General features: G+C 69.5%; 11 protein-coding genes. 6 read left to right on the forward strand and 5 right to left on the reverse strand.

Annotated elements, in window-relative coordinates; genetic code table 11:
• Positions 1-112: 112 nt before the first annotated feature.
• The gene (locus IEY81_RS01105) at positions 113-784 is read right to left on the reverse strand and encodes a potassium channel family protein (protein WP_189116594.1); all 672 of its coding nucleotides are present in this window, start codon (positions 782-784) and stop codon (positions 113-115) included.
• A 2-nt stretch (positions 785-786) separates the two neighbouring features.
• Entirely contained in the window at positions 787-1,449 is a 663-nt protein-coding gene (locus IEY81_RS01110; protein WP_189116595.1) for a potassium channel family protein, read from the reverse strand.
• Positions 1,450-1,580: 131 nt separating this feature from the next.
• Here IEY81_RS01110 and IEY81_RS01115 point away from each other — a divergent pair, with 131 nt between their 5' ends.
• From IEY81_RS01115 to IEY81_RS01125, 3 genes are all read left to right on the forward strand, one after another.
• Positions 1,581-3,593 (forward strand): APC family permease, encoded by a 2,013-nt coding sequence (locus IEY81_RS01115; RefSeq protein ID WP_189116596.1) that lies wholly within the window; start codon positions 1,581-1,583, stop codon positions 3,591-3,593.
• The gene (locus IEY81_RS01120) at positions 3,590-4,756 is read left to right on the forward strand and encodes a class I SAM-dependent RNA methyltransferase (protein WP_189116597.1); all 1,167 of its coding nucleotides are present in this window, start codon (positions 3,590-3,592) and stop codon (positions 4,754-4,756) included. The genes IEY81_RS01115 and IEY81_RS01120 overlap by 4 nt, the downstream gene beginning before the upstream one ends.
• Positions 4,757-4,850: 94 nt before the next feature.
• The gene (locus IEY81_RS01125) at positions 4,851-5,666 is read left to right on the forward strand and encodes an arylamine N-acetyltransferase family protein (RefSeq protein WP_189116598.1); all 816 of its coding nucleotides are present in this window, start codon (positions 4,851-4,853) and stop codon (positions 5,664-5,666) included.
• Here IEY81_RS01125 and IEY81_RS01130 read toward each other — a convergent pair.
• On the reverse strand, positions 5,614-6,555 hold the full coding sequence (locus IEY81_RS01130) for an NAD(P)H-binding protein (protein WP_189116599.1): 942 nt from the start codon (positions 6,553-6,555) through the stop codon (positions 5,614-5,616). The two genes, IEY81_RS01125 and IEY81_RS01130, sit on opposite strands and share 53 nt — an antisense overlap.
• 47 nt (positions 6,556-6,602) lie before the next feature.
• On the opposite strand from IEY81_RS01130, the gene IEY81_RS01135 reads away from it, so the two are divergent.
• Entirely contained in the window at positions 6,603-6,974 is a 372-nt protein-coding gene (locus IEY81_RS01135) for a MerR family transcriptional regulator (RefSeq protein WP_229787155.1), read from the forward strand.
• A 78-nt stretch (positions 6,975-7,052) separates the two neighbouring features.
• Here IEY81_RS01135 and IEY81_RS01140 read toward each other — a convergent pair whose 3' ends face one another.
• Positions 7,053-7,475, reverse strand: coding sequence for a hypothetical protein (locus IEY81_RS01140; protein ID WP_189116600.1), 423 nt, complete (start codon positions 7,473-7,475; stop codon positions 7,053-7,055).
• Positions 7,462-7,833, reverse strand: coding sequence for a hypothetical protein (locus IEY81_RS01145; RefSeq protein ID WP_189116601.1), 372 nt, complete (start codon positions 7,831-7,833; stop codon positions 7,462-7,464). The genes IEY81_RS01140 and IEY81_RS01145 overlap by 14 nt, the downstream gene beginning before the upstream one ends.
• 285 nt (positions 7,834-8,118) lie before the next feature.
• Here IEY81_RS01145 and acnA point away from each other — a divergent pair, with 285 nt between their 5' ends.
• Positions 8,119-10,806, forward strand: coding sequence for an aconitate hydratase AcnA (gene acnA / locus IEY81_RS01150; RefSeq protein ID WP_271188414.1), 2,688 nt, complete (start codon positions 8,119-8,121; stop codon positions 10,804-10,806).
• Between the two features lie 255 nt (positions 10,807-11,061).
• Positions 11,062-11,808: an SDR family oxidoreductase gene (locus IEY81_RS01155; RefSeq protein ID WP_189116602.1), complete on the forward strand. Its 747-nt coding sequence runs from the start codon at positions 11,062-11,064 to the stop codon at positions 11,806-11,808.
• Positions 11,809-11,831: the final 23 nt, after the last annotated feature.

Here is an 11,831-nt window from a genome sequence, read left to right on the forward strand (position 1 = left end):
CAGGCTGCCGAGCAGCCTTCCGCGGACAGGTCGAAGCGTTTGGAGGAGGGGTGAGCGCAAGGAATGTCCTGCCGAGATCGAGGGGTTGCTGCGTACGAGCCTTGAGGAGCGGTCAGCCGCCGTGGCCGTTCGGAGCCAGGAGCCGCTCGAGCTCGTCCTCCTTCTCGGTCGGGACGACGAAGAGGAGCTCGTCGCCCTGCTCGAGAGGCTGCTCGGGTGTGGGTACGTAGACCTGCCCGTCACGCAGCAGCGTGACCAGCGCGCAGTTCTCCGGGAACGGCACCAGGCCGGTCGGCTTGCCGACGTAGGGGGAGTCGGCCGGAAGCGTGATCTCGACCAGGTTGGCCTGGCCCTGCCGGAAGGTGAACAGGCGCACCAGGTCGCCGACGGTGACGGCCTCCTCGACCAGCGCGGACATGATCCGCGGGGTGGAGACGTTGACGTCGACGCCCCAGGCCTCGGTGAAGAGCCACTCGTTGTTGGGGTGGTTGACCCGGCCGACCGTACGCGGCACCCCGAACTCCGTCTTGGCCAGCAGCGAGCAGACCAGGTTGGCCTTGTCGTCACCGGTCGCGGCGATGACCACGTCACAGTTGTCCAGGCGCGCCTCCTCGAGCGAGGAGAGCTCGCAGGCGTCGGCCAGCAGCCACTCCGCGTCGGCGACCCGCTCGGGCTTGATCGAGCCCGGGTTCTTGTCGATGAGGAGCACCTCGTGGCCGTTGGTGATCAGCTCGCGGGCGATGGAGCGGCCTACGGCGCCCGCTCCGGCGATAGCAACTCTCATCGTCAGTCGTCCTCGGGGCCGTGCTTGATGGTCTTGTAGGCCTGCGCGGTGTTCTCCTCGCGCATCACGATGTGGAGCACGTCGCCCTCCTGGATGACGCTCTCGCGCACCGGCAGGACACCCTCGCCGAGCCGGTCGATCCAGGCGATCCGGCTGCCGGACTGCTGCTGGAACTTCACCGTCCGCTGACCGACCCAGGACTCGGGCATGAGCACCTGGTCGATGCGGATGTTGCCGGACATGTCCCGGAAGTCGGGCTCGGCACCGGCCGGCAGGAGCCGGCGGAGCACCTGGTCGGCGGTCCACTTCACGGTCGCCACGGTGCTGATCCCGAGGCGCTGGTAGACCTCGGCGCGGCCGGGGTCGTAGATGCGGGCCACGACCTGCTGGATGCCGAACTCCTCGCGCGCGACCCGGGCGGCGATGATGTTGGAGTTGTCACCGCTGGAGACCGCGGCGAACGCCTCGGCGCGCTTGATGCCGGCCTTGAGCAGCACCTCGCGGTCGAAGCCCATCCCGGCGACCTTGTCGCCGTTGAAGCCCGGCCCGAGGCGTCGGAACGCGTCGGGGTTCTGGTCGATGACCGAGACCGTGTGGTTGCGGTCCTCGAGGCTCCTGGCCAGGGTGGAGCCGACACGGCCACAGCCCATGATCACTACGTGCACCGTGTCATGATTGCACTCGTCCGGCTGTCGCGTCGCGTACGCCCGCGGGGTTGGCGTGTTCGCGCTGGTGGCGCGCTTCACGCTGATCCGAAAGCGCACGGAAGCGGCGATGTGCCGTAGCGTCTGCGGTTGTGGGTGTTGGTGACGTATCCAAGCGGATCCTGATCGGGCGCAAGCTCCGCAGCTCGCAGCTCGGTGAGACGCTGCTGCCGAAGCGCATCGCCCTCCCCGTTTTCGCCAGCGACGCGCTCTCCTCGGTGGCCTACGCCCCCGACGAGGTCTTCATCATGCTCTCGGTCGCCGGCGCTTCGGCCTACGTGTGGTCCTGGAAGATCGCGCTGGTCGTCGTCCTGGTCATGATCGCGGTGATCGCATCCTACCGGCAGACCGTGCACGCCTACCCCTCCGGCGGTGGCGACTACGAGGTGGCGAGGGTCAACCTGGGTGACAAGGCCGGTACGACGGTGGCCAGCGCCCTGCTCGTCGACTACGTCCTCACCGTCGCGGTCTCGATCTCCTCGGGCGCCAACTACGCAGGGGCGGCGATCCCGTTCCTACGTGGCCACGAGGTCCTGCTGGCTATGGGCCTGGTCGTCCTGCTCGCCGCGATGAATCTGCGCGGCATCCGCGAGGCCGGCACCGCGTTCGCGATCCCGACCTACCTGTTCATGTTCGCGATCGGCGCGATGGCGGTCACCGGCTTCGTCCGGATGGCGACCGGTGACCTGCCGAAGGTCGAGAGCGCCTCGCTCGACATCGCGCCCGTGCCCGGCTGGGAGGAGCCGCTGGGCGGGCTGGCGCTGGCCTTCCTGCTCGCCCGGGCCTTCTCCTCGGGGTCGGCGGCGCTGACCGGCGTGGAGGCGGTCTCCAACGGCGTACCGGCCTTCCGCAAGCCCAAGTCGAGGAACGCCGCCACCACTCTGGCCATGCTGGGCCTGGCCGCGATCACCATGATGATGAGCGTCATCGTGCTGGCCCGCGAGATGGGCATCCGGATGGTCGACCCCGCCGAACAGCACCGGCTGCTGCTCGACGGCGTGCCGCTCTCGGACAGCCACGTCCAGGACCCGGCCATCGCGCAGATCGGGCGGGCGGTCTTCGACGGGTTCCCGCCCGCGTTCTACCTGGTCGTGGTCGTCACCGGCCTGATCCTGGTGCTCGCCGCCAACACCGCGTTCAACGGCTTCCCCGTGCTCGCCTCGATCCTGGCCAAGGACGGCTACGCCCCGCGGGCGCTCGGCGCCCGAGGCGACCGGCTGGCCTACTCCAACGGCATCGCCTTCCTGGCGATCATGGCGATGGTCCTGATCCTCGTCTTCGAGGCCGAGACGACGCGGTTGATCCAGCTCTACATCGTCGGCGTCTTCGTCTCCTTCAACCTCAGCCAGCTCGGCATGATCCGTCACTGGACCCGCGAGCTGCGCACGACCCGCGACCCCGGCGTACGCCTGCGGATGCAGCGCTCGCGGTTGATCAACACCGTCGGACTGTGCCTGACCGCGGTGGTGCTGGTCGTCGTGCTGGTCACGAAGTTCCTGGCCGGGGCCTGGATCGCGATCCTGGCGATGGTGATCTTCTACGCCGGGATGCGCAGCATCAGCCGCCACTACGCGAACGTCGCGCGCGAGCTCGCCGCCGACGAGCAGGACCGGGTGCTGCCGACCCGGGTGCACGCGATCGTGCTCGTCTCGAAGCTCCACAAGCCGACCTTGCGCGCGCTCGCCTTCGCCCAGGCCACCCGGCCGAACGCACTCGAGGCGGTGACCGTCTCGACCACCGACTCCGACACGGCCGAGCTGCTGGAGCAGTGGGACGAGCGCAACCTGCCGATGCCCCTGAAGGTGCTCCACTCGCCCTACCGCGAGCTGGTCCGGCCGGTGGTCGAGTACGCCTCGGCCATCCGGGACGCCAACCCGCGTGGTGTGGTGGCCGTCTACATCCCCGAGTACGTCGTCGGCCGGTGGTGGGAGCAGTTCCTGCACAACCAGACCGCACTGCGGCTCAAGGGCCGGCTGCTGTTCACCCCCGGCGTCATGGTGATCTCGGTTCCCTACCAGCTGGCTTCGGGCAAGGAGCGTGCCAAGGAGATGCGCGACGAATACTGGCTCGCCCCCGGCCTGCGCCGCGGAAGCGGCCGTCGATGAGCCGGGGCAACCGCGGCCGTCGGCCACGTCCGAAGGCGGCCAAGGGCGAGTCCTACGCCGGTCGGCGCTTCGAGGTCGAGATCGGCCCGGTCGCGCACGGCGGCCACTTCGTCGCCCGGTTGCAGATCGAGGACGCCTCCCGGGTGGTCTTCGTACGCCACGCCCTGCCCGGCGAGCGAGCCGTCGTCGAGATCACCGAGGGGCGTGCCGGTGACCGGTTCTGGCGCGGCGACGCCGTCGAGGTCCTCGAGCCGGCGCCGGAACGGTTGGTTCCGCCCTGTCCCTACGCCGGCCCCGGCCTCTGCGGCGGCTGCGACTTCCAGCACGTCGCCCTGCCCGCCCAGCGTGAGCTGAAGGCGAGCGTGCTGCGCGAGCAGCTGGTGCGGCTCGGCGGCCTGGCCGCCACCGACCCGCTGGTCGCCGACCTCAGCGTCGAGGCGGTCCCCGGCGACGTCGACGGCCTCCGCTGGCGCACCCGTCAGCGCTACGCCCGGATGCCTGACGGCGGCCGCGCGATGCGCAAGTACCGCTCCCACGAGGTCATCCCGATCGCCGACTGCCTCATCGCCGCGCCCGACGCCCGCGAGCCGGCTCCCGGCACGGTGGTCGAGAAGGTCGCCGTCGACGGTTCCGAGCACGCCTTCAAGGTCGCCGCCGACGGCTTCTGGCAGGTCCACCCCGGCGCCCCGACAGCGCTCGTCTCGGCCGTGCTCTCCGCCCTCTCGCCGGCCCCCGGCGAGTCTGTCCTGGACCTCTACGCCGGCGTCGGCCTCTTCTCGGCCTTCCTGGCCGACCGCGTCGGCCCGGCGGGACGGGTCGTGGCCATCGAGGGCGACCCGACCGCCTCCTCCCTCTCGGTCGGCAACGTCCCCGCCGCCGAGGTGTCCGCCGGCGACGTCGCTACCGTGCTCGGCGGCCTCGAGCCGGGCCCCTTCGACCTCGTCGTCCTCGACCCGCCCCGCGAGGGCGCGCGTCGCGCGGTCGTCGAGGCGGTCGCCGCTCGGGCCCCTCGCAAGGTGGCGTACGTCGCCTGCGACCCCGCCGCCCTCGCCCGCGACGTCGCGATCTTCGCCGAGCACGGCTACCACCTCCGCTCCTTGCGCGCCTTCGACCTCTTCCCGATGACGCACCACGTCGAGGCCGTCGCGCTGCTCACCCGCTGAAGCGGCCCTCCGGTGGTCGATCTCGTCGAGACCTGGTTGCCCCGGTGGTCGGATATCTGTTGCGCCCGCACCGGATCAGCGCTGTGCTACTCCCGTGAGCGATGACCTGTGGGGTACCGACCGGCTCGACCTGCCCGCCTACCTGGAGCGCATCGGCCGCACCGAGCCGCCGGGCCCTTCACGTGAGGCGCTGGAGGAGCTCTACGACGCCCATCTGCGCACCTTCACCTTCGACAACATCGACGTGCTGCTCGACCAGCACCCTGGCGTCGACCTGCCCGACGTGCAGGCGAAGTTCGTCGGCCGGGGGAGGGGCGGCTACTGCTTCGAGCACGGCACGCTGTTCGCGGCGGTCCTGGACCGCCTCGGCTACGCCGTCGAGCGCCGCCTCGCCCGGGTCGGCGACCCCACCGCCGCAGGACGTACGCATCTGGTGGCCGCCGTCGACCTCGGCGGCGAGCGGCTGCTGGCCGACCCCGGGTTCGGGCTGAGCGTGTGGCGGCCGATCCCGCTGGTCGACGGCGCGGTCGACGAGATGGGCGGCATCACCCACCGGGTGCGGCGAGGGGAGTTCGGCTGGGCGCTGGAGCGCGCCAAGGGTGACGGCTGGGAGCTCATGCACACCCACGACGAGGCGCTGGTGGTGCCCGTCGACGTAGCGATCGGCCACCACTACACCAGCACCCACCCCACGGTGCACTTCCGTCACCGGCTGATCACCACCAAGCTCCTCGCCGACCGCCACGTCAGCCTCACCCACAACACGGTCACCATCCGCCGCGAGGGCCAGGAGACCGAGCACCGCGAGATCGGGCTCGACGAGGTGATGGCCTACCTCGAGGAGCTCGAGGTGCCGCTCACCGACGACGAGCGGGTCCGCCTCCGCGAGCGGTTGGCGTCGCTCGACTAGGGGCAGGCGCGGGGAACTCGGCAGCGTGCTCGATGGCCCACGTGGCGAAGGTGGTGGCTGGTCGCCCGGTGAGGCGTTGGAGATGATCGGTGATGCGGGTTGAGGCCGGTCGCTGCGTCGAGGCCGCGATCAGTGCTTCGACGAGGGGCTGTGGCCGACCGTCAGTGAGCATGCGCGCCCGCGCCTGGTCTACCGGGAGCGGCCGGAAACGCAACGGGCGCTGCAGCGCGGCACCTAGTCGACCCACCTGCTCGGCGCGGGTGAGGGCTTCGGGGCCGGTGAGGAGATACGGGCCGTCGTCGAGGTGGGCGCGCGGCGTGAGCAGTGCGGCGGCGACGGCGCGGGCGACGTCTCGTTCGTCGACCACGGGTGTACGCGGAACGTCTGGGCCGGCGACCTCGTCGGTCACGCGCAGCTGCGCCACCCAACCGCGTGCGTTCGACGCCAGCGTGTCGCTGCGCAGCACGATCGGATCCAGGCCGGCTTCATCCAGCAGGGCCTCCACCTCTGCATGGACCTGGACGATCGGATCGCTCTGCTGAGGTGCGCTGTCGTCGATGGCGGTCGACGACAGGTAGACGACGCGAGGCGAGGTCCTGACGAGCTCGGCGAGGATCTTCCGAGCCGGGCTGGCATCGAGTAGCGGCCAGATCAGGAAGACCGCGTCCATCCCGTGGAGCGCTGCACGTACGTCAGCGGGGTCCGTGAGGTCACCCACCAGCCAGTCGACGTCAGGTCGCGGCCCGGGCGATCGCCGCACCAGGCATCGCACGTGCGTGTCGAGCGCTACGAGCCGATCGACCACTTCCCGACCGACGTTGCCGGTCGCGCCGGTGACGAGGATCGATGGACGGTGACGAGAACCCGCGGGGCCAGGTGTGTCAGGCATGATCGGGACGCTAAGGGTTCATGTCGACATGAAGGCAAGGTGTGATGGTGCGGACGATCGGTGAGGTGGCCGCAGAGGTCGGCGTCGAGCCCCATGTGCTGCGGCACTGGGAACAGGTGGGCGCACTCACTGTGAGCCGCGACGGGAACGGATATCGCACCTATGACGACCGCGCTGTCGAGCAAGCACGCACGGTGCTGAAGCTCCGGCGGGTGGGGCTCTCGCTGCCCGAGGTGATCGCCGCCATGGCGCCGAAGAAGGCAGCCGCGCAAGCGATCGTGACGGCGAAGATCGACGACCTGGAAGGCGAGATCACCCGTACGCGGCAAGCGATCACGTTCTTGCGACACACGGCCGAGTGTCGCCATCGATACCTCGACGACTGCCCCGAATGTGCGAGCTTCGTCCGGGAACCCTGAGTCGCGACCGCGAATCTCGACCGCGGGTCTCGACCGCCGACGTTGCCTGCTCGCCGTCGGCGGGGCCCCATGCGACGGTCAGCGCCCGGCGTCCTCGATCATCTGGATCGCCATCGTCGGGTCCTCGGAGAGGTCGGTGATCAGCTGGCGACGCTCGAGGAGGGCTTCGTCTAGCTGAGGCCCGATGCCGAGCAGCTCGCGCGTCCCGGCGGTCGGCAGCGCGTCGAGCACGCGGCGACGGCGGCGCGAGGAGGGAACCACCCGCGCCAGCACGCCGGCCACCGACCGGGTCGCCTCCGCAAACGGTGCGGTCAGCGGGTCGGTGATCGGGCTCAGCCAGTCGGCGGCACGGACCGCCTCGGCCTGGGAGGTGCGTGCCTTCAGATCCCCGAGACGTACGTCCTGCAGCGCCTGCTCCAGCCGACGCTGCTCGGCAGCGGCGCGGCCGACGAGGACGGCTGCGCCGAGCGCGCCGAGGAGAGCGAGGCTAGCGACCAGCATGGACGCGTACCTCCGCCACGACGCCTTCGTCGGCGAGGCGCTCGCGCAGCGACTCGGCGGCCTGGTCGTAGACCATCTTGGAGAGCAGCGCGGGCCGCACCCGGTGGAGCATCGCGGCGGCCTTGGACTGGGCGGAGGCCAGCTCGAGCGGGTTGAGGATGCGGATGCTGAGCAGCCGGTCCTCCAGCGGCAGCTCGGCCTGAGCGGTGCGCGGGGCCGAGAGGTCGGCCTGCTCGAGCCGCCACATCAGCCCGATGGTCTCGGCGCGCAGCGCTTTGTTGGCGCGCTGCAGGCGCCACGCGACAGCGGCGGCGGCCGTGGCGACCAGCAGCGCGACGACGGCGATCAGGGTGCTCAACGCTCTCCTCGCATCACTCGCGGCCTCGACGGGAACCGTTCTCCCGGGGCCAGGACGGACCAATCATGCGGCATCCGAGGATCGCCGTCAGCGGCGGTGGTCACAACTCGGCACGCCGGGTGATTCGAATTGTCGTTCGATATCGTGTATCTTGATGTCAAGAGATTGAGGCGGGTGACCGCCTCCCAAAGGTTAGGTGAGCCTTCGTTTTCCTGGTGCAGGTGGCCGGGGCAGGATGGGGTTCCAAAGACTTGAATTCGTACGTCTGTGGACGCGAGCAAGGAGATGAACGCGTTGGCCAGCAAGGACAGCTTCGGTGCCAAGAGCACTCTGGACGTGGACGGTAAGTCCTACGAGATCTTCCGCCTGGATGCGGTCAAGGGTGAGGGCCTCGACGTCGCGTCGCTGCCCTTCTCGCTGAAGGTGCTGCTGGAGAACCTCCTGCGCACCGAGGACGGCGCGAACATCACCGCCGACGACATCAAGGCGCTTGCCGGGTGGGACGAGACCGCCGACCCCGTCAACGAGATCCAGTACACGCCGGCGCGCGTGATCATGCAGGACTTCACCGGCGTTCCCTGCATCGTCGACCTGGCCACCCTGCGTGAGGCCGCGGCCGAGCTCGGCGGCGACCCGACCAAGATCAACCCGCTCTCGCCCGCCGAGATGGTCATCGACCACTCGGTGATCGCCGAGGTCTTCGGCACCCCCGAGGCCTTCGAGCGCAACGTCGAGATCGAGTACGAGCGCAACCGTGAGCGCTACCAGTTCCTGCGTTGGGGACAGACCGCCTTCGAGGACTTCAAGGTCGTCCCGCCGGGCACCGGCATCGTCCACCAGGTCAACATCGAGCACCTGGCTCGCACCGTCTACACCCGCGAGGTCGACGGCGTGCTGCAGGCCTACCCCGACACCTGCGTCGGCACCGACTCCCACACCACCATGGTCAACGGCCTGGGTGTGCTCGGCTTCGGCGTCGGCGGCATCGAGGCGGAGGCCGCTCTGCTCGGCCAGCCGGTCTCCATGCTGATCCCGCGCGTGGTCGGCTTCAAGCTCCACGGCGACCTGCCCGAGGGCTCGACCGCCACCGACCTGGTGCTCACCATCACCGAGATGCTGCGCAAGCACGGTGTGGTCGGCAAGTTCGTGGAGTTCTACGGCGCCGGCGTGACCGCGCTGCCGCTGGCCAACCGCGCCACGATCGGCAACATGTCGCCGGAGTTCGGCTCCACCGTCGCGATCTTCCCGGTCGACGAGGAGACCATCAACTACATGCGCCTGACGGGCCGCTCCGAGGAGCAGCTCGCCCTGGTGGAGAAGTACGCCAAGGAGCAGGGCCTGTGGCACGACCCGGCCGCCGAGCCGCGCTTCTCCGAGACCCTCGAGCTCGACCTCGCCACGGTCGTCCCGAGCATCGCCGGCCCCAAGCGCCCGCAGGACCGCGTCCAGCTCACCGACGCCAAGTCCTCGTTCGAGGGTCACCTGCCGACGTACACCTCCCAGGCGGACGCCAAGATCCCGGTCAAGCTGGCCGACGGCACCGAGTTCGAGCTGGAGAACGGTGCGGTCACGATCGCCTCGATCACCTCCTGCACCAACACCTCCAACCCGTCGGTCATGATCGGCGCCGCGCTGCTGGCGAAGAACGCGGTCGAGAAGGGCCTGGCTCGCAAGCCGTGGGTCAAGACCACGCTGGCTCCCGGTTCCAAGGTCGTCACCGACTACTACGACAAGGCCGGGCTGACCCCCTACCTGGAGAAGGTCGGCTTCAACCTGGTCGGCTACGGCTGCGTGACCTGCATCGGCAACTCGGGTCCGATCATCCCCGAGGTCTCCGCCGCGGTGAACGACAACGACCTCGCCGTCGTCTCGGTGCTCTCCGGCAACCGCAACTTCGAGGGTCGCATCAACCCCGACGTGAAGATGAACTACCTCGCGTCGCCGCCGCTGGTCATCGCCTACGCCCTGGCCGGCAACATGAACCTCAACCTTCTCGAGGACCCGCTCGGCCAGGACAAGGACGGCAACGACGTCTACCTCCGCGACATCTGGCCCTCGCCGGCCGAGGTCGAGGAGACCATCGCCACCGCGATCGACTCCGACATGTTCACCAAGGACTACGCCGACGTCTTCGCGGGCGACGAGCGCTGGCAGAACCTGCCGACCCCGACCGGTGACACCTTCACCTGGGACGAGGAGTCGACCTACGTACGCAAGGCTCCCTACTTCGAGGGCATGGCCAAGGCTCCCGAGCCGGTGACCGACATCGAGGGCGCGCGAGTGCTGCTCAAGCTGGGCGACTCGGTCACCACCGACCACATCAGCCCGGCGGGCAACATCAAGAAGGACTCGCCGGCCGGCCAGTACCTCACCGAGCATGGCGTCGAGCAGCGTGACTTCAACTCCTACGGCTCGCGCCGAGGCAACCACGAGGTCATGATCCGCGGCACCTTCGCCAACATCCGGATCAAGAACCAGATCGCGCCGGGCACCGAGGGTGGCTACACCCGCGACTTCACCCAGCCCGACGGCCCGGTCAGCTTCGTCTACGACGCGGCGCAGAACTACGCCGCGGCCGGCACTCCGCTGGTGGTCCTCGGTGGCAAGGAGTACGGTTCCGGCTCCTCGCGTGACTGGGCCGCCAAGGGCACCTCGCTGCTGGGCGTGAAGGCGGTCATCACCGAGTCGTTCGAGCGCATCCACCGCTCCAACCTCATCGGCATGGGCGTCATCCCGCTGCAGTTCCCCGCGGGCCAGAACGCCGACAGCCTCGGTCTGACCGGTGAGGAGACCTTCTCGATCACCGGCATCACCGAGCTCAACGAGGGTCGCACCCCGAAGACGGTCAAGGTCACCACCGACACCGGTGTCGAGTTCGACGCGGTCGTCCGCATCGACACCCCCGGTGAGGCCAACTACTACCGCAACGGCGGCATCCTGCAGTACGTCCTGCGCAGCCTGGTCAACGCCTGATCCTGACCGCTGAACGGCCCGTCACCCCGTGTGGGTGGCGGGCCGTTTCGCATCGGTCGGGTACGACGGGGAGTTCGACAGGGGTTACTGGCGCGTAACCCCCGCCGAACTCCCCGTCGTACCCCGGCAGACCGCTGCCTGGTCCCGCTGCTCCTAGGTTCGTTCTGGCCTGGGGGCGCCTCGGATGATCGCGAAGCATGGGTCTCGGACGCCGGGGACGGTCTCGGTCGCCACGAACCGCAGGGAGAACATGCGATGACGATCAAGCAGCGAGATATCACTGAGACGAAGGTCGTCCTGATCACCGGGGCCTCGAGCGGCATCGGAGCCGCGACCGCACGCCGACTCGCGGGGGAGGGGCACACGGTCGTGCTCGGGGCACGCCGCCGCGAGCGCCTCGAGAAGATCACCGCCGAGATCACCGACGACGGAGGTACGGCACTGGCGGTCCCGCTCGACGTCTCCGAGAAGGAGAGCGTACGAGCCGCCGTCGACCAGGCCGTCGACGCCTACGGCAGGCTCGACGTGCTGGTCAACAACGCCGGTGTCATGCCGCTCTCCCCGCTGGCCGCCCTGCATGTCGAGGAGTGGGAGGCCATGATCGACGTCAACATCCGCGGGGTGCTCCACGGGATCGCCGCGGCCCTGCCCGTCATGGGCGCCCAGCGCAGCGGCCACATCATCAACGTGGCCTCGACCGGTGCCCACGAGGTCGTACCGACCGCGGCCGTCTACTGCGCCACCAAGCACGCCGTCTGGGCGATCAGTGAGGGGCTGCGGATCGAGTCAGAGCCGTGGCTGAAGGTCACCACCATCACCCCCGGTGTGACCGAGTCCGAGCTGGCCGACTCGATCACCGACCCCGGCGCCCGCGACGCCATGCGTGCCTACCGCGCCAACGCCCTCCCCGCCGCCGAGATCGCAAACGCCATCTCCTACGCCGTGACGGCAGAGGCGGACATCAACGAGCTCATCCTCCGCCCGACGACCCAGCGGCCCTGACCGGTTCGCGTACGACGGGGAGC

The organism is Nocardioides luteus (assembly GCF_014648595.1).
Classification (GTDB): domain Bacteria; phylum Actinomycetota; class Actinomycetes; order Propionibacteriales; family Nocardioidaceae; genus Nocardioides; species Nocardioides luteus.

What these genes read in the sequence shown, in the direction of transcription:
- IEY81_RS01120 (WP_189116597.1), top strand. Translation starts at nt 3,590, where the DNA reads ATGAGCCGGGGCAACCGCGGCCGTCGGCCACGTCCGAAGGCGGCCAAG.
- IEY81_RS01155 (WP_189116602.1), top strand. Translation starts at nt 11,062, where the DNA reads ATGACGATCAAGCAGCGAGATATCACTGAGACGAAGGTCGTCCTGATC.
- acnA (WP_271188414.1), top strand. Translation starts at nt 8,119, where the DNA reads ATGAACGCGTTGGCCAGCAAGGACAGCTTCGGTGCCAAGAGCACTCTG.
- IEY81_RS01130 (WP_189116599.1), bottom strand. Translation starts at nt 6,555, where the DNA reads ATGCCTGACACACCTGGCCCCGCGGGTTCTCGTCACCGTCCATCGATC.
- IEY81_RS01105 (WP_189116594.1), bottom strand. Translation starts at nt 784, where the DNA reads ATGAGAGTTGCTATCGCCGGAGCGGGCGCCGTAGGCCGCTCCATCGCC.
- IEY81_RS01140 (WP_189116600.1), bottom strand. Translation starts at nt 7,475, where the DNA reads ATGCTGGTCGCTAGCCTCGCTCTCCTCGGCGCGCTCGGCGCAGCCGTC.